Origin of the sequence: Archangium violaceum Cb vi76 (assembly GCF_000733295.1) — a bacterium.
GTDB classification, from domain to species: domain Bacteria; phylum Myxococcota; class Myxococcia; order Myxococcales; family Myxococcaceae; genus Archangium; species Archangium violaceum.
Window position 1 is genome coordinate 1 of sequence record NZ_JPMI01000130.1, and the last position, 17,019, is coordinate 17,019.

At 70.9% G+C, this 17,019-nt stretch carries 12 protein-coding genes; 7 read left to right on the forward strand and 5 right to left on the reverse strand.

The annotated features are described in order from the left end of the window. Window positions 1–57: 57 nt before the first annotated feature. Genes Q664_RS19365 through Q664_RS62200 form a run of 3 tightly spaced genes read right to left on the reverse strand, consistent with a single transcriptional unit; the run spans window position 58 to window position 2,774 of the window. Entirely contained in the window at window positions 58–810 is a 753-nt protein-coding gene (locus Q664_RS19365) for an alpha/beta fold hydrolase (RefSeq protein ID WP_043397499.1), read from the reverse strand. Window positions 811–816: 6 nt separating this feature from the next. Then, complete coding sequence (locus Q664_RS19370) at window positions 817–1,758, reverse strand: hypothetical protein (RefSeq protein WP_043397501.1); 942 nt, start codon at window positions 1,756–1,758, stop codon at window positions 817–819. Continuing rightward, entirely contained in the window at window positions 1,755–2,774 is a 1,020-nt protein-coding gene (locus Q664_RS62200; protein WP_043397506.1) for a radical SAM protein, read from the reverse strand. Before Q664_RS62200 ends, Q664_RS19370 begins: the two co-directional genes overlap by 4 nt. A 147-nt stretch (window positions 2,775–2,921) precedes the next feature. On the opposite strand from Q664_RS62200, the gene Q664_RS19380 reads away from it, so the two are divergent. Together Q664_RS19380 and Q664_RS19385 are read left to right on the forward strand one after the other, a co-directional pair. Continuing rightward, complete coding sequence (locus Q664_RS19380; protein WP_052518376.1) at window positions 2,922–4,631, forward strand: sensor histidine kinase; 1,710 nt, start codon at window positions 2,922–2,924, stop codon at window positions 4,629–4,631. A gap of 102 nt (window positions 4,632–4,733) precedes the next feature. After that, window positions 4,734–5,096: a hypothetical protein gene (locus tag Q664_RS19385; RefSeq protein ID WP_043397508.1), complete on the forward strand. Its 363-nt coding sequence runs from the start codon at window positions 4,734–4,736 to the stop codon at window positions 5,094–5,096. A 203-nt stretch (window positions 5,097–5,299) separates the two neighbouring features. On the opposite strand, the gene Q664_RS19390 is transcribed toward Q664_RS19385, so the two are convergent. Further along, a complete protein-coding gene (locus tag Q664_RS19390; protein WP_043397552.1) occupies window positions 5,300–6,304 on the reverse strand; it encodes a glycosyltransferase family 4 protein in 1,005 nt (334 codons plus the stop codon). Window positions 6,305–6,484: 180 nt separating this feature from the next. On the opposite strand from Q664_RS19390, the gene Q664_RS19395 reads away from it, so the two are divergent. From Q664_RS19395 to Q664_RS52360, 5 genes are all read left to right on the forward strand, one after another. Next, complete coding sequence (locus Q664_RS19395) at window positions 6,485–7,819, forward strand: DUF763 domain-containing protein (RefSeq protein ID WP_043397514.1); 1,335 nt, start codon at window positions 6,485–6,487, stop codon at window positions 7,817–7,819. A gap of 78 nt (window positions 7,820–7,897) precedes the next feature. Then, window positions 7,898–8,512: a hypothetical protein gene (locus tag Q664_RS19400; protein ID WP_043397518.1), complete on the forward strand. Its 615-nt coding sequence runs from the start codon at window positions 7,898–7,900 to the stop codon at window positions 8,510–8,512. Next, window positions 8,509–9,345 (forward strand): hypothetical protein, encoded by an 837-nt coding sequence (locus Q664_RS19405; protein WP_160174449.1) that lies wholly within the window; start codon window positions 8,509–8,511, stop codon window positions 9,343–9,345. Before Q664_RS19400 ends, Q664_RS19405 begins: the two co-directional genes overlap by 4 nt. Window positions 9,346–9,595: 250 nt before the next feature. Further along, window positions 9,596–12,121, forward strand: coding sequence for a PAS domain S-box protein (locus tag Q664_RS52355; RefSeq protein WP_084610118.1), 2,526 nt, complete (start codon window positions 9,596–9,598; stop codon window positions 12,119–12,121). 106 nt (window positions 12,122–12,227) lie between these two features. Further along, entirely contained in the window at window positions 12,228–15,086 is a 2,859-nt protein-coding gene (locus Q664_RS52360; RefSeq protein ID WP_160174450.1) for a PAS domain S-box protein, read from the forward strand. A gap of 23 nt (window positions 15,087–15,109) precedes the next feature. On the opposite strand, the gene Q664_RS19420 is transcribed toward Q664_RS52360, so the two are convergent. Beyond that, the gene (locus Q664_RS19420; protein ID WP_152622207.1) at window positions 15,110–16,825 is read right to left on the reverse strand and encodes an NAD-dependent malic enzyme; all 1,716 of its coding nucleotides are present in this window, start codon (window positions 16,823–16,825) and stop codon (window positions 15,110–15,112) included. Window positions 16,826–17,019 lie beyond the last annotated feature (194 nt).

The following is a 17,019-nucleotide window of genomic DNA, read 5'->3' on the forward strand; positions in this document are numbered from 1 at the left end:
AGAGGGAGAGGGCGCATGCGCAACACGACTATTTCCACGAACTCCGTGGACGCTCCACTAGGTGACGGTGGTGACGGAGCGCACGGCTTCCACCACCACCTCGGGCTCCGTGAGCTGCGGGAAGTGTCCGCTCCGGCTCGCGAGCATCTGCCTTCCCCGGGGCGATAGGGCGGCCAGGCGCCGTTGGTGTTCCGCTCGTGCGGCGAGGGCCTGCTCCGCAGTGGCCCAGGACATGGCGGGCTTCCCGCCCGTCACGACCACGAGTGGAACGTCCGGGAAGGGGCCCGCCCGCTGGATGAGGTCGACGGTGCGCGAGACGTGTTCCGTCTCGCCGAGCTCATCCCTTCCGAACAGTGCCTCGAGCGTGCGTTGGGCGAAACGCTGAAAGCCGCTTCGATGGCTGGCCATGACACCGACGTCCTCGGGCGCGGTGGCATCGAGCAGCACCACGCCTGAAACCTCCGCTGGGTATGTCCGGGCGAAGAGATTGACGGCCAGGCCTCCGAGCGAATGACCCACCAGCACGTAGGGCGGAGGCAGTTGGGCGTGACTCAGGAGCGCACGGAGCGACTCGACGAGGACGTCTCCGGTCTGCGGGACCACCGGCTTTCCGCTGCCACCGAGCCCCGGGCGGTTGTACGCGAAGACGGTCCCCAGCGCGGACAGGGGCTCCCATACCCTGAGCCATCCCTCGATGGGGCCTCCGGCTCCGTTGATGAGCACCAGGGTGGGGGAGCCCTGTCCCGCGATGAGGTACTCGAGCTCCTGCCCCTGGATGCGGGCCTTCTGCTTCGGAGGAAGTGGCTTCATGTCGTTCTAGCCGGCGGGGCGCGGCTCCGCGTTCGCGCCGCCCTCGCGCAGGAACTTCACGGCCTGCTCGGCCCGGGCCCTCGTGAGCCGTTTCAATACCGCGTCCGGAATCCACTTCAACACCGTGGGGCCGTCGATGTATCCGCCGCGCCGCAGCTCCGTCAGCCGGCGCGCCACCTCCTTCGACGAGAACCCCGCCTCCAGAATCCAGACATCGAACAGCTTCCGCTCGAGCGGTGGATGCGAGGGCCGCAGCCAGGCCAGTGGATCCCCCGGGGATTGGTCCTCGGAGACCCGCACCGAGACCCGCAGGCCATGACGGCGCGCGATGCCCTCCACGGCCGTGTAGCCCGGGGCGAGGTCGAGATCCTGGAACACCGCGCCCAGCGTCAACACCGGCTCGCCGGGCCTGGAGCCCTCCCTCCACGCGGGCTGCACGTCGAAGGGCGCCAGCGTCACCAGCGGTCCGTCATCCGCGTACAGCTCCTCGACCACCGCCGAGACCGTCTCGGCCTTCGTCTTCTTCGGCAGCGTTCCGTGCAGCTCGAAGAGGCTCACGATGCAGCCATGCGCGTGCCGGATGCGCGTCTCCACCTTCCCGCCCCGCACCCGCAGGTACTCCTCGTAGGAGTCCTGCAACGTCAACGTCCACGGGTCGTGGAGGAACACCTGGTGGCCCGTGCTCCAGACGCGCAGCTCGCCCTGGTCCGCCAGGTCCGCCTCGCTCTGCGTGAGGCTGTACGTCTGCGTGAGGACCCGCAGCGGCGACGGATTCTCCGGCTCCTCGTGCCGCGACCCGGGCGACCCGCGCCACCGCTCGTGCTCCTCGAGCACCTGGGACAGCTCGGCCGCCACTCGCGCGGCGAGCTCCTCGGTGGGGAACCGGCCCACGATGGTGTAGCTGCCGCTGTTGTTGCTCGCGAAGGCATTCCAGACGTGAATCCTCACGGCGTCCCTCCCGCGTCTGTCTCCAGCCCGTACCCCGCCACACGCGCGCAGCCAGGCAGCCGCGACGCCGAGCCCAGCTCCGCCCTCCGCTCGCGCCACACCGCCATCACGTCCGCCGTGTCCCCCACCGGAATCGCCACGTGGTGGAAGCTGCACGGCATCACCTTCCGGTCGCTCGTCAGCACCAGGTAGTCCCTCCCCGCGCCGCAGTCCGTGCGCCGGAACAGCCTCGGCACCCGCTCCATCCGCTCGCCCCAGCAGACGTCCAGCTTCAGCTGGCACCGGCCCGCCAGCGCCCGGCCCAGCAGCTCCACCTTCCTCGCCAGCTCGCCCGCCTGCACGGGGGACAGGTGCAGCGCCCGGTCCACTCCGTTGTAGCTGAGCAGCAGCACGTCCCGGCACCCGCGCGACACCAGCTCCAGCACCACCGTCTCCAGCGATGCGAGCCGCTCGGGCGTCACCAGGTAGTTGACGCCGAAGCGCGCCCCCGCGTCCGCCAGCTCCTCCACCTTCCGCCGCCAGTCATTGTCCTCGTAGAGCGACAGCCGGCACTGCCCGTAGCGTCCCCGGAGGGCCGCCAGCCGTCGCGCGGTGAGCGCCAGCCCATTGGTGGTGAAGCTCACCGCCAGTGGGGTCTCGTCGTACAGCCGACACACCAGCTCCTCGAAGCGGGGGAACACCCACGGCTCGCCCCCTCCGAAGGCCACCTCCAGCACCCCCGCCTCCGCCAGCCCCGCCAGCACCCGGAAGGCCTCGTCCGCCGTCCAGGCGCTCTTCGCCTCCAGGTCCCGCGAGCAGAAGGTGCATGCCAGGTTGCAGCGGTTGGTGATGCCGAACTGGAGCGCCCTCGGCGCGCGCTGGCGCAGGTGTGCCGTCTCCGGCCCCTCGCACAGCGCGTTCATCCCGCTGTCCCGCTCGAAGAGCAGCAGCGCTCCATCCATCGGGAAGCGCCGCAGGCGGGCGAGCGCCGGCGGGACGGGGAGGTGCTCGAAGGAGGGGAGGGGGGCTTCGGACATGGTGGGGCCTCGCTCCTCGGGCCAGGGGGGAGGATAGCGGAGGGAGCCGCCCGTGGGCGGCCGAGGAGCCGGGTGTCTTCCCCTGCTCGCGTCGCGTGGGCGGTCGTGCGAGCATGCCCGGGTGGTGGTTCGAGACGAGGCCCGGCGATGACGATTCGCGCCAAGGTGTTCCTGTTCGCCTTGTTGGCGGTCGGGCTCGTGTGCCTCATGGGCGTCCACCTCTATGCCGGGGCCCAGAAGGGCCAGTACATCCGCGAGCAGCTCACCGCCATCCAGGAGCAGCGCGACAGCTACGAGCGGCTGCATTCGCTCGCCTGGCCCTACCTGAGCATGCTGGCCCAGACGCGGCGCGTGGAGGGCAGCACCGCGCTCGCCCAGCGCGAGCTGATGCAGAAGGTGGACGTGGAGCTGGCGCTGCTCGAGGACAGCCTGTTGCGCGAGGAGCGGTGGTTGGGCAACAGGTCCGAGGAGATCGAGCGGCAGCAGCAGCAGGAGCTCCGCGAGGCCCTGCGGCAATGGTCGGAGTGGGCGGCGGCACGGGTGCGCGCCCTCCCCGAGGGCTCCTCGGTGGGCTCCACCTTGGAGTGGTTCCTGTACTCCCAGTTCGAGCAGACCGTGGGCCAGCGCATCAAGGACATGCAGGAGGCCGAGAAGGCCGAAATGGACGAGCTGCGGCGCCGCTGGAACGAGAACGTCCAGCTCACCCGGCAACTGGCGCTCGTCTTTCCCGCCATCTGCCTCGTGCTCGTGCTGGCGCTCGCCTTCGCCATCCTCACCCCCCTGCAGCGCTCGCTCCGCGGGCTCATGGCCGTGGCCGAGCGCATCGGGCGAGGGGACTTCGACATCCAGCTTCCCCCGGCGGGCCATGACGAGCTGGGCCGGCTCACCCATGCCTTCGACCGGATGGCGCGCGAGCTGCGTGAGTCGCTCGAGGAGAAGCAGCGGCTCATCCGCACCGAGGCCGAGGCCTCCGAGCGCGAGGCCCGCCGCTACAACGCCCTGCTGGAGGACACGGTGCGCACCCGCACCGCCGAGCTCGCCGAGGCCAACGTCCGCCTCCAGGACAGCCTCCAGCAACTCCAGTCCGCCCAGGAGCAGCTGCTCTTCGCGGACCGGCTCGCCTCCGTGGGCCGGCTCGCCGCGGGCGTGGGTCATGAAATCAACAACCCACTCGCCTACATCCTCAGCAACCTGCGCTACGTCCACCAGGAGTTGAAGGAGCAGCCCGGCGCTCCCTCCGCGGAGGCCCGCGAGGAGATGATCTCCGCGCTCTCCGAGGCCAGCGAGGGCGCCGAGCGCGTGCGCCTCATCGTGCAGGACCTCCGCTCACTGGCACGGCCGGATGACGTGGCGCTCGGCCCGGTGGACCTGGCCGAGGTGGTGCGCGGCTCGGCCAAGATGGCCCGGCACGAGGTGCGGGACAAGGCCCGCCTGGTGGAGGACTGTGGCGGCGTGCCTCCCGTGCAGGCCAACGCGGCGCGTCTGGGGCAGGTGTTCCTCAACCTCCTCATCAACGCGGCGCACGCCATCCCGCCGGGCCAGGCGCAGGAGAACGAGATTCGCGTGGCGGCCCGGCTCTCCGCCCCGGATCGCGTCACCGTGGAAGTGCGCGACACTGGCGCCGGCATCTCCGCCGAGAACCTGCGGCGCATCTTCGATCCCTTCTTCACCACCAAGCCCATCGGCGTGGGCACGGGGCTGGGGCTGTCGGTGTGCCACCGCATCATCACCGCGCTCGGGGGAGAGATTCGCGTGGAGAGCGAGCCTGGCCGCGGCACCTGCTTCTTCATCACCCTGCCCGTGGCCGAGCGCTCCGGGGACGCTGGACCGCCATCTTCCGGCCAGTCCGCCGCCTGAGCTGTCCAACGCCGGACGTCCGGCGGACGCAAGGGGTTGGCGAACGCGGGATGTTCACCATCTTGTGCTCGCAAGCCATCCGACATCGAGGAGGAGGACCGGATGCCACCGCGTGGAGTGAAGAGCCCGAAGCGTCAGCGTCAGTACTCGAAGATCAAACAGTCCGCGCGCAAGCGTGGCGCCAGCACCGGCCGGGCCGAGGAGCTCGCCGCCCGCGTCGTCAACAAGCAGCGCCGCAAGGCCGGTGAGACGAAGGGCACCGCGAAGCGCTCGGCGAAGAAGACGTCCGCGAAGAGCTCCTCGCGCCGGGCGAAACCGGCCCGCGGCACGCGCAGCACCGGAGCCAAGTCCCGCAGCCGCACCACCGCCGCCAAGACGCGGCGCAAGTCGAGCGGCTCGACCAGCTCGCGCTCCCGCTCGTCCGGCTCGCGCGGCCGTTCCCGTTCCTCTCGCTCGAAGAAGTAGACGGGCGCGGCGCTCCCTCTCCCTTTGGGAGAGGGGTGGGGTGAGGGTCTTCCAGTCCCCTGTTGACTGGCAATTGAAATGTCACACCACCCACCTGCCGGCTCCGCGCTGGCTGGTGCGCGTGGGGCTGTACCTGGAGCTGCTCTCCGACGAGGAGCGGGGCATGCTGGAGCGGGCTCCCGCGCTGGCGCCCATCCGGGCGCTCAGCGGCCCAGGGCTGACTGGTACACCCGCGCGAGCGCCCGGGCCTCGTTCGCCACACCGAAGCGCGCCCGGGCCTCCTCGGCGGCGTTGAGCCCCACCTGCCTCGCCCGCTCCGGCTCGTGGAGCAACTGGCGCAACAGCTCGCGCAGCCCGGCCACGTCGCCCGGCTCGAAGAGGAAGCCGGTGCGGCCGTGCTCGATGAAGGAGGGCACGTGCGGCAGCCGGCTCATCACCGTGCAGCAGCCACACGCCATCGCCTCCAGCATCACCATGGAGAAGGACTCGAAGTGCGTGGGGTTCACCAGCACGCTCAACCCCTGGTACCAGGGCACCACCGGGCGCTGCTCCCCGGCCAGCACCAGGCGTCCACCCGTTCTGGCGCGCAGCTGTTCGGCCCAGGCCTGGTCCCGTCCCTTGGCCAGCCCCACGAGCACCGGCGTCCACTCGGACGCGGGGAGCTCGGGCAGCAGCGGGGTGAGGGCCTCGACGAAGTCTCCCTGGCCCTTGCTGGGACGGATGCGGCCCACCACGCCGACTCCCCGCCGGCCGCCGAGTCCCAGCGCCTTCCACGCCGCGTCCCGGTCCACCGGCGGCGTGAAGCGCTCCAGGTCCACGCCGTGCGGCACCAGCTGCGAGGGCCTCCCCATCCACTCGGCGCTCTGCGCGTTGAGCGTGACGAGCTGCTCGGCGAAGCGGGTGAGGAATCGCGTGAAGCGGCCCGGCGGTTTGCCTCCGTGGCGCGTGTAGACGAGCCGCACCTCCTGGCCCACCCACCGCAGCAGCAGCCCGGCCAGCAGCTCGTTGTTCCGGTGCGCGTGCCACACCACCGGCTCCTGGCGGATGCGCCGCCACAGCTCGCTCCAGGCGATGCGCGGCACGTCCTCCTCCAGGTTGCCGCCCACCGCCCGCGTCTCCATCAACCGCGCCAGCTCGGTGACGATGCGCTCGGTGTGCGCGGTGACGCCGGTGCGGCGCCGATGGAAGTGCGGATGGACGACGAGCAAGGCGCCACCGTCTGTACCCCACTCCCACTCCGCCCGCATCTGATTCTGTCCAAGGACCGCGGCTGGCTCCTCGGTGATTGCCCGCATGGAGAGCGGCCGGGCCCGAGGCTCCGCGCGCGCCACCGTGAAGAAGGACCCGAGGCCAGAGGTTGACTCCAGGAGGTTACCTCCGGAGTCATCATGGACCGTACGGGCAGTGCAGACCTTCCCCTTCATTCGGGCCGCGTGCCGGACTGGCTCGCCGAGCGCATGGCCCGCATGAGCCGCGTCCTCGTGGAGGCGCTCGTGCTCCACTACGGCCGCCACGAAGTGCTTCGCCGGCTCGCCCACCCCTTCTGGTTCCAGTCCCTCGGCGCCGTCATGGGCATGGACTGGCACTCCTCGGGCGTCACCACCACCGTGCTCGGCGCCCTCAAGCGCGGCCTCACCCCCGGTGGCCGGCAGCTCGGCCTCTACGTCGTCGGCGGCAAGGGACTCCAGGCGCGCCGCACCCCCGACGAGCTGCGCATCATCGGCGACCGGGTGGGCATCGACGCCGAGGCGTTGATCCGCGTCAGCCGTCTGGCCGCCAAGGTGGACAGCGCCGCCGTGCAGGACGGCTTCGAGTTGTATGCCCACAGCCTCATCCTCTCGGACGACAACGCGTGGGCCGTGGTGCAGCAGGGGATGAACGCCGACGCCCGCCAGGCCCGGCGCTACCACTGGCTCTCCGAGGGCCTGGGCAGCTTCGTGGACTCGCCCCACGCCGCCATCGAGGGACCCAACCAGGGCGTCATCCTCAACCTCACCGACAAACGCGCCTCGCGGGCCCGCGCCGCGCAGGTGGAGCTCGTCTCCCTGGGGCCCGACGTGGTGCTGGGCGCCCTGCGCAAGCTGCGTCCCCAGCCCACGCCCGAGCCCGTGCCCTTCACCCCGCCACTGCCCCACCTTCAAATGCCCGTGCACGAGGAGGTGACGCGCGATGACGTGATGCTGCGCCGGCTCCACGGCACGCTGGCGGCCGCGGCGGAGCAGGGCCCTCGTGACTTCGCCGAGCTGCTCCTCACCCCCCATGTGGGCGCGCGGACCGTGGCGGCGCTGGCCAGCGTGGCCGAGGTCCTTCACGGCACGCCCTCGCGCTTCACGGATCCAGCGCGCTTCGCCTTCGCCCAGGGTGGCAAGGACCGGCAGCCCTTCCCGGTGCGGCTGGATGTCTATGACGAGACGCTGCGCGTGCTGCGCTCGGCGGTGGACGCGGCGAGGCTCGGCAACGACGAGCGGCTCCAGGCCATCCGCGAGCTGGACCGGCAGGCGCGGCGGCTCGAGTCCGTGGTCTCCGCCGCTGCCTCGGGGGCCTCCTTCGAGGCGCTCGTCCAGGAGGGGTGGAAGGACGTCACCGAGTTGTTACCCACCGACGCGCCCCCGCGCCGACCCACGGGACGACCTGGCTGGGGGCGCCGTGTGGCCCGGAAACAGCTGGAATTGCCCGGCATGGACGAGGAGACGAAGGACGGCTCCTCCCGACAGCCAGGGTAACGCTCATCCTCCCTATCAGGGAGTCCCGCTCGGGAATGATTGTGGCGGGAGCGATGCGAGTGCTATCGCCGTGGCATCATGAGGCGAGTTTCGTGGTGCGGGTGGCTGCTCGGGTGGGTCCTTCTGCAGGCGTGCGCGGGGACCCATGCCGCTTCCGCGTACGAGAGCGTGGGGAGCGGGGAGCAGCAGGTGCTGGCCCTGGGCCCCCGCTTCCGCCTTCCGCGCGCCGCGAAGCCGCCCGCGCCCGGCAAGCCACCCGTGGCGCCGAAGGCCGAGCCTCCCCCCGCGCCGACACCCGCGTCTCCCGCCTCCTCCGCCGCGAAGCCGACCGCCACCCAGCAGACACCGGCCCCGCGGAAGCCCGCGGCCGTTCATCCCACGGCCCGGGGTTTGCTGGACCCGAAGCTGGCGCGCTCGCTCTTCGACCAGGGCATGGCGGAGGCCAGGAAGCGCTTCCCCCACCTCCACGGAAAGCCGAAGCAGAAACACCATGTCCACCCCAAGTACCTGGGTGGTACGGAGGACGGCCCAACAGTGGAGCTGGACCCGGCCTACCACCAGCTCGTCACCAGCGCCTTCCGGCAAGAAGTCAGATACGGGCAGGGCGTCCTGCCAGAGCTTGGGGAACTGCAGGACATCATGCGGAGGGTTTATTCCCGCTATCCTTTGCCGGGCATCCACTTCCAACCATGAGAGAGATACTCGAGCTCAGGATGCCGGAGGAGGAGGCCAGACGCCATGTGCCTCCAGACGTGGGGGAGACGCTGCCGCTGGGACACGTGCGCCGCCTGTTGCTGGAGGTGAACCACCCACTGGTGGAGCAGCTGCGGGCCATCGAGTGGGAGTACCGCGCTCAGGGCACCACGCTCTTCAGCATGTGTGACGTGGAGCGCCACTACACCCCGCGCGAGCTGCGGGCCGCCGAGTACGTCATGGTGGGGTTCTGGCCCTTCTTCCGGCCCACGGGCGTGGAGTGTGGCACCCGCTACGACGACTCCACGGCTTGTCCCCATTGTGGCTCCGGGGCCCGGCAGGCCAATGAGCTGCACCTGGAGTTGCGCCGCATCCCCAAGCGCCGCGACCTCTCCATCACCATGGGAGGAGAGTACGTCATCACCTCCCGGCTCGCCGAGGTGCTTCGTCAGCACCGCATCACCGGCTATGAGCTGCGCCCCATCGTGAGCAGGGGCGGCAGGCCGGCCCCGGAGCATCACCAACTCATCATTCCCTCGGCCTCGGCCGAGGTCGTACCTCCCACCCACGTGGGAGGGAGCTATCTCTACCCGGAGCCCGACCCGAGCCGCTGTCCCGAGGGCCACGTTCTCGGGCTCCGGTTGCTCTCGTCCTTGTATGTCCCGCGGGACAGCCTGGGGAAACAGGACTGGGTGTTTACCCGCCAGAAGTTCGGCAGGCGGGGGGGGCTCTTTCATCCCCTCCCGAGGATGATCGTCACCCAGCGGCTCTACCGGCTGCTGGCGGAGCAGAAGGTCCGTCACCTCCATGCCGAGGTCGTCCACCTCGTCTGAGAAGCACGGGCGGACCCATCCTCCCGGCCTGGACGAGGACACCCCGGGTGTTTCTTCCCGACACTCGAAGTCAAGCGCGCGCCCGACGCTCGCTCCGTCGGAGAGCGAGGGGCCGAGCCAGAGCGGGGACGCGTACGGTGGCGGACAACTGTTGGGTTCCAGGGCGGGATGGAGCGGCGGGAGGGAGGGGGCATGGCGGTAATCTGTCCGGTGGCGCCTGCCCCCCCCAGGCGAGTAGGGAGCCCTCATCGTGCCGAGCAGCAGCAACTCCGCCCCGCGACGGGGAACGCAGAACAAGCGGGCTTCTCCTCCCCGGTTGGATGGACGGGTGCTGGTGGTCGACGACACGGAGGCCAAGCGCTACCTCATCTCCCAGACGTTGCGCATGGCGGGCATGGAGGTGGTGGAGGCGTCCAACGGCAGGATGGCCCTGGCCGCGGCCCTGTCCGGTCCGGACGTGGTGGTGTTGGACGTGCGCCTGCCGGACATGAGTGGCTTCGAGGTGTGCCGCCGCCTCAAGGAGGACCCCGCCACCTCCGCCATTCCCATCCTCTATATCTCCGCCCTGCTGCAGGACGCGGAGCTGGAGGAGCGGCTCTTCGAGGACGGCGCGGACGGCTACATCCCCCAGCCCATCGAGTCGCGGCACCTGGTGGCGCAGACGTGGGCCCTCGTCCGCATGCGCCGGGCGGAGCAGGCCCGCCAGCGCGAGCGCGAGGAGGCTCAGGCCGAGCAGGCCCGTCTGCGGCGAGAGCTGGAGCGCACCCAGTCCCGCGCGCGCCGGCTCACCGAGTCCGGCCTCGTGGGCATCATCTATTGGGACCTGGACGGCTCCGTCCTCGAGGCCAATGAGCTCTTCCTGGAGATGGTGGGCTACACGCGCGAGGACCTGGCGCGGGGTCTCATCGACTGGCGGAAGATGACGCCGCCGGAGTGGGAGGCGCCGGATGCGTGGGGCATCGAGAAGCTGCGCGCCCAGGGCTTCAGCGGGCTGTACGAGAAGCAATTCGTGCGCAAGGACGGCTCGCGGCTGGACGTGATGCTGGGGTCGGCCTCCTTCGACGGCGAGCCCCACCGCGGCGTGACGATGGTGGTGGACCTCTCCGAGCGCCGCGAGGCCGAGCGCCAGCTCAATCACCTCATGGTGGAGCTGGGGCAGAGCGAGGCCCGGCTGCGGCTGGCGCTCGACTCGGCCGAGCTCGGCGCGTGGAGCTACGACCTGGCCACCGGCCAGCACCAGTGGGACGCGCGCGCCAAGGAGCTGTTCGGCCTGCCGCTGGAAGCGCCGGTGGACATGGAGGTGTGGCGGGCGGCGACGCACCCGGAGGACCGGGACGAGGTGGAGGCGGGCGTCCGGCGCGCGTTGGCCGGGGAGGGCGGGGGCGCGTTCTCGGCCGAGTACCGGACGGTGGGCCCGCGGGACGGGGTGTTGCGGTGGATTGCCTCGCGGGGCCGGGTGCTCTTCGGCGCGGACGGGCGGGTCACGAGCCTGTCGGGCACCTACCTGGACATCACCGAGCGCAAGCTGAACGAGCAGCGCGCCACGGAGCTCCAGGCCACCACCGCCGCCTTCGCGCACGCGCTCACCCCCGAGGAGGTGGGCGCCGCGCTGGTGGAGCACGGGCTGAAGTCGGTGGACGCCTACGCGGGAGCCCTCTGCCTGGTGGATGGCGAGTGGTTGCGCACGTTCCGCTCTTTCGGCTACCCGGCCCACATGGTCCGGGAGGTGGGGGTCCTCCCGCTCCGCGTGCGCACCCCCTTCTCCGCGGCCATCCACGAGGGGCGCTCCGTGGCGGTGCAGGCCACCGGGTCCCTGGCAGGGGAGTGGCCCGAGTTCGCCGGGATGGTGCGGGGCAGCCGCAGCCGCACCTGGCTGGGTGTGCCCATGAAGGTGGGGGCGCGGGTGGTGGGGGTCCTGACGTTGAGCTTCGCCTTGCTGCGCCGTTTCAGTGAGCGGGACCTGGCATACCTGGAGTCGCTCTGCGGGCTGTGCGCCCAGGCGCTGGAGCGCGCCCGGCTCTACGAGGAGGAGCGGCGGGCGAAGGACGAGGCCCGGCAGCGCTCCGAGCAGGAGCAGCAGTACCTGGGCGTGGTGAGCCATGACTTGCGCAACCCCCTGGCCTCCATCTCGCTGGGCGCGCGCACGCTGCAACGCCTGGAGCGGCCGGCTCCGGAGACGGTGCTGCGCACGGCCGGCCGCATCGCGAACAGCGCGGACACCATGGGGCGCATGGTGTCGGATCTGCTGGACTTCACGCGCGGGCGGCTGGGAGGCGGCCTGCCCATGGAGCGCACGCGCAACGACCTGGTGCTGCTGTGCCAGGAGGTCATCGAGGAGTTCGCGGTGACGCACCCGGAGCGGCACATCCTCCTGGAGGGAGACGCGCGCTGCGAGGGGTGGTGGGACGGCGAGCGCATGCGCCAGGTGCTCTCCAACCTGTTGTCCAACGCGCTGAGGCACTCGCGGCCGGGGACGCCGGTGTCCGTGCGGGCGAGCGGGTTGGAGGGCGAGGTGGAGCTGGCGGTGTCCAACGAGGGCGAGCCGATTCCGGCCGAGCTGCTGCCGGTGCTCTTCGAGCCGTTCCGCCGGGGCCTGTCGGGGTTCCGTCCGGCGGGAAGCCTGGGGCTGGGACTCTTCATCGTGAGCCAGGTGGTGGCGAGCCACGGTGGCCGGGTGGAGGTGGGCACCGGGGTGGAGGGCACCACCTTCCGTGTGCGCGTACCCCGGGGCAACCTGCCCGGAGGGCGGAGCGTCTCGGGAGCGGTGGATGCGTGAGCTGGCGGACAGCCGGCGCCCCTCTTCCTGAGCGCGGGACGGGCCATTCGTGGCAGACATGCGGGACACCCGTTCCCCCCAGCGGGTGAGCAGGGAGTTCCTCATCGTGTCGAGTAGCGGTCCCTCCGCCTCCTCTCCGCGGCCGGAGTCGCGGGAGACGGCTTCCCCCTTCCGGATGGAGGGGCGGGTGCTGGTGGTGGATGATACGGAAGCCAAGCGGTACTTCATCGTCAAGACGCTGCGCCGCGCGGGCATGGAGGTGTTGGAGGCGGCCAGCGGGCAGGAGGCGCTCACCGCGGCGGCGCTCAAACCGGACGTGGTGGTGTTGGACGTGCGCCTGCCGGACATGAGCGGCTTCGAGGTGTGCCGCCGCCTCAAGGAGGACCCCTCCACCTCCGCGCTCGCCATCCTCTATGTCTCCTCCATGCTGCGCGACGAGGAGCTGGAGGCGCGGCTCTTCGAGGACGGCGCGGACGGCTACATTCCCCAGCCCCTCGAGCCCCGGCACCTGGTGGCGCAGACGTGGGCCCTCGTCCGCATGCGCCGGGCGGAGCAGGCCCGCCAGCGCGAGCACGAGGAGGCCCAGGCCGAGCAGGCCCGCCTGCAGCGGGAGTTGGAGCGCTCCCAGGCCCGCGCGCGCCGGCTCTCCGAGTCCGGCGTGGTGGGCACCTTCTACTGGGATCTGGACGGCTCCATCCTCGACGCCAACGACACCTTCCTGGAGATGGTGGGCTACACGCGCGAGGAGCTGGAGCGGGGCCTGCTCGACTGGCGGAAGATGACGCCGCCGGAGTGGCGGGAGCAGGACCAGCGCAACGTCCGGACGGTGCTCGAGCACGGCGTGTCCGGGTTGATGGAGAAGCAGTACCTGCGCAAGGACGGCACACGGGTGGATGTGATTCGCGGGGCCGCGGCCTTCGAGAGCGAGCCCCACCGGGGCGTGGGGGTGGTGGTGGACATCTCCGCGCGCCGCGAGGCCGAGCGCCGGCTGGCCCTGCTCATGGCGGAGCTGGAGTCCAAGGAGCGGCTGCTCCACGCGGTGCTCCAGCAGATGCCCACCGGCATCTTCATCACCGAGGCCTCCACGGGGCGCACGCTGCTGACGAACGAGCGGATGGCCACCCTGCTCGGCGGCACCCCGAGGCCGAACCTCGAGGGGATGCGCCCGCACCTCATGGAGTACCCGGACGGCAGGCCCTGTCCGCGCGAGGAGTTGCCGCTGCTCCGCGCCATCCGCGAGGGCCGGGAGGTGATGGAGGAGCTCGTCGTGCGGCGCGAGGACGGCTCGACCCGGTTCAGCTGGACGTGTGCCTCGCCGGTGCGGGATGCGCGGGGGGAGATCGTCGCGGGCGTGCTGACGATGGAGGACATCACCGAGCGCAAGGCCACCCAGGAGTCCCTGCGGCTGAGCGAGGAGCGGCTGCGTCTGGCGATGGACTCGGCGGCGCTCGGAGTGTGGAGCTACGACCCGGCCAGGGACGTGCTGGAGTGGGACGAGCGGACGCGGGAGCTGTTCGGCCTGGCCCCCGGTGCGCCCGTGGACCTGCGCGTGTGGCTGGAGCACGTGCATCCGGACGATCGGGAGCGGATGGAGGCCATGGTCCGGCGGGGCTTCGCCGGCGCGGACGGCGGCGTGGGCGATTTCGAGTACCGGGCCATGGGCGGGGAAGGCGTGCTGCGGTGGCTGTCGGGACGGGGCCGGGTGCACATGGGCACGGACGGGAAGGTCCGGCACATGGGCACCGTGCTGGACATCACCGAGCGCAAGCTGGCCGAGCAGCATGCCGAGGCGTTGCTGGCGACGACGGCCACCTTCTCGCACGCGCTCACGCCCCAGCAGGTGGCGGACGCGCTGGTGGCGCATGGGCTGAAGTCCCTGGACGCCTGCTCGGGCTCCGTCACGAGGCGGGTGGACGAGGCGCTGGTGGTGCTCGGGGCCGTCGGGTACCCGGAGGCGGCGTTGCGCGAGTTCAACACCCTGCCGCTCACCCGGCACATGCCCATCACGCAGGTGGCGCGCACGGGGGATTCGGTGTGGATCGAATCGTTCGAGGTGCTCGAGCGGGACTTTCCGGACATGGCCCGGTGGGTGCGGGACAGCCACAGCCGGAGCCGCGCCTGGGGCTCGCTGCCGCTGATGAGCGGGGGGCGGGTGCTGGGGGTGCTGGGGTTGAGCTTCCCCACGCCGAGGCGCTTCGGCGCGCGGGAGAAGGCGCACCTGGAGTCGCTCTGCCGGCTGGGCGCGAAGGCGCTGGAGCGGGCCCTCGTCTACGAGGAGGCGCGGCACCGGTCCGAGCAGGAGCAGCAATTCCTCGGCGTGGTGAGCCACGATTTGCGCAATCCCTTGCAGGCCATCTCGTTGGGGGCGCGCACGCTGCAGCGGATGGAGCGGCCGACGCCCGAGGCGCTGCTCCGGATGACGGGGCGCATCGCGAACAGCGCGGACACCATGGGGCGGATGATCTCCGACCTGCTGGACTTCACGCGCGGGCGGCTGGGCGGAGGCATTCCGCTGGAGCGCACGCACAACGACCTGGTGCGGCTGTGCCGGGAGGTCATCGACGAGTTCTCGGTGACGCACCCGAGCAGCGACATCCGTTTGGAGGGGGACGCGCTGTGCGAGGGGTGGTGGGACGGGCCGCGCCTGCGCCAGGTGCTCTCCAACCTGCTGTCCAACGCGCTGAGGCACGCGCGCCCGGGGCGCGAGGTGGTGGTGCGGGTGCACGGGCCGGACGGCGAGGTGGAGCTGGCGGTGTCCAACGAGGGCGAGCCGATTCCGGCGGAGCTGTTGCCGGTGCTCTTCGAGCCGTTCCGCCGGGGGATTTCGAAGTTCCGCCCGGCGGGCAGCCTGGGGCTGGGGCTCTTCATCGTGCACCAGGTGGTGACGGCCCACGGCGGCCGGATGGAGGTGGGCTCGGCCGAGGGCGTCACTTCCTTCAAGGTGCGGATGCCGCGCGAGGCGTAGGCGCGGCACCCGGCCGGCGCGCGTTACCTGCCCGGCGCGCGCCGCAGCGGGAGGAACTCGGGCCGCCACATCTCCGCCTCGAGCAGGGCCTCCAGGTCCTCGGGCAGCTTGCGCGTGGCCACCTCCTCCTTCATCGCCTGCCGCATCACGGCGATGGCCACCTGACGGCTCGCCGCGCGCAACCGGTCCATGCGCGGGTACAGCGCGCCCTGCGCCAGCCGCGCCCCGTCCGTGTAGTCCGCCAGCGCCAGCGACGCCGCCGTCAGCATCCCGTCCGTCACCCGCTTCGCCCTCGACAGCAGCACGCCCAGCCCCAGTCCCGGGAAGATGAACGCGTTGTTGCCCTGGCCCACCGGGTGCGGCGCTCCGTCCCACTCCACGTCCTCGAAGGGGCTCCCCGTGGCCACCAGCGCCTTGCCCTGCGTCCACTTGTAGATGTCCGCCGGCACCGCCTCGCTGTTCGCCGTCGGGTTGCTCAGCGCGAACACCACCGGGTACGCCGTGTTCTCCGACACCGCCTTCACCACGTCCTCGCCAAACGCCGCCCGCTGCCCGCTCAGCCCCAGCAGCACCGTCACCTTCGCCTCCCGCGCCGTCTCCAGCAGGCTGGGAATCGAGCCCTGAAGCTTCCACCCCGCCACGCGCGAGGGCTCGTGCGCGAACTCCAGCTTGTACGGCTCCAGCCCCTTGCGGTCCTTCAGGATGAGGCCCTTGGAGTCGATCAGGTAGATGCGCTCGCGCGCCTGCTGCGTGCTCAGGCCCTCGCGCTCCATGCCGCGGACGATCTGCCGCGCCACGCCCACGCCACCGGCGCCCGCGCCGTGCACCAGGTACACCTGCTGGCCGAGCGTCGTCTGGCTGCGCCGCGTGGCCGACAGCAGGCCCGCCAGCACCACCGCGCCCGTGCCCTGGATGTCGTCGTTGAGCGAGGGCAGCACGTCCCGGTAGCGCTCCAGCACGTCGAAGGCCTTCTGCTTGCTGAAGTCCTCCCACTGCACCAGCACGTTGGGGAAGCGCTTCTTGAGCGCCGTCACGAAGGCGTGGATGAAGTCGTCGTACTCCTTGCCCTCCATGCGCGGGCGCTTCACACCCAGGTAGAGCGGGTCATCCAACAGCTCCTTGCGGTGGGTGCCCACGTCCAGCTCCACCGGCAGCGTCACCGCCGGGTCGATTCCCGCCGCGGCCGTGTACAACGACAGCTTGCCGATGCAGATGGCCAGGCCGCCGAAGCCCTGGTCTCCAATGCCCAGAATGCCCTCGTTGTCCGTGGCGACAATCAATTGCACGTCCGGAAAGGGCGTGTTCGCCAGCAGCGAGTCGATCTCCCCGATGTTCTCCGGGCTCACCACCAGCCCGCGCGGATAGCGGTAGATGCGGCTGAACTGCTCCACCGCCTGCGCCACCACGGGGGTGTAGATGATGGGCATCATCTCCTCGATGTGCCGGTTGAGCAGCGCGTAGAAGAGCACCTCGCTGCGGTCCTGCAGCGCGCGCAGGAAGACGTGCTTGTCCAGGTCCGAGCGGAAGGAGCGGAAGTTGGCGTAGGAGCGCTCAATCTGCTCGTCCAGCGAGGAGACGTGCGTGGGCAGCAGGCCCAGCAGACCGAACTCGCGCCGCTCCTCGAGGCTGAAGGAGGTGCCCTTGTTGAGCAGGGGCAGGCGGGTGAGCATCAGCCCGTCCAGGTGCGTCTCCAGGTAGGGGCGGCCGTTCGCGTCGAGCTTCTTCTCGTACTGTTTCATGGGGGGAATTCGTGTCGTGAAAAGGGGGGCGATCCCTTAATGGCTCGCCCTCCGCCTCAACAAGGCCCCCCATCAGGCAGGCATAAGCGACGGTTCGTCCCTCCATGCGGCCCGTGTACGCCGCTCCGCGCCAACGCGTCGCGTCAACCGGACCCCACCTCACGGGTCGTCAAGGATATTCCCGGGCGGAAGGG

Coding starts and splice junctions, on each gene's coding strand:
- Q664_RS19395 (WP_043397514.1), top strand. CDS start 6,485: ATGGACCGTACGGGCAGTGCAGACCTTCCCCTTCATTCGGGCCGCGTG.
- Q664_RS19420 (WP_152622207.1), bottom strand. CDS start 16,825: ATGAAACAGTACGAGAAGAAGCTCGACGCGAACGGCCGCCCCTACCTG.
- Q664_RS19385 (WP_043397508.1), top strand. CDS start 4,734: ATGCCACCGCGTGGAGTGAAGAGCCCGAAGCGTCAGCGTCAGTACTCG.
- Q664_RS19400 (WP_043397518.1), top strand. CDS start 7,898: ATGAGGCGAGTTTCGTGGTGCGGGTGGCTGCTCGGGTGGGTCCTTCTG.
- Q664_RS19405 (WP_160174449.1), top strand. CDS start 8,509: ATGAGAGAGATACTCGAGCTCAGGATGCCGGAGGAGGAGGCCAGACGC.
- Q664_RS19365 (WP_043397499.1), bottom strand. CDS start 810: ATGAAGCCACTTCCTCCGAAGCAGAAGGCCCGCATCCAGGGGCAGGAG.
- Q664_RS19380 (WP_052518376.1), top strand. CDS start 2,922: ATGACGATTCGCGCCAAGGTGTTCCTGTTCGCCTTGTTGGCGGTCGGG.
- Q664_RS62200 (WP_043397506.1), bottom strand. CDS start 2,774: ATGTCCGAAGCCCCCCTCCCCTCCTTCGAGCACCTCCCCGTCCCGCCG.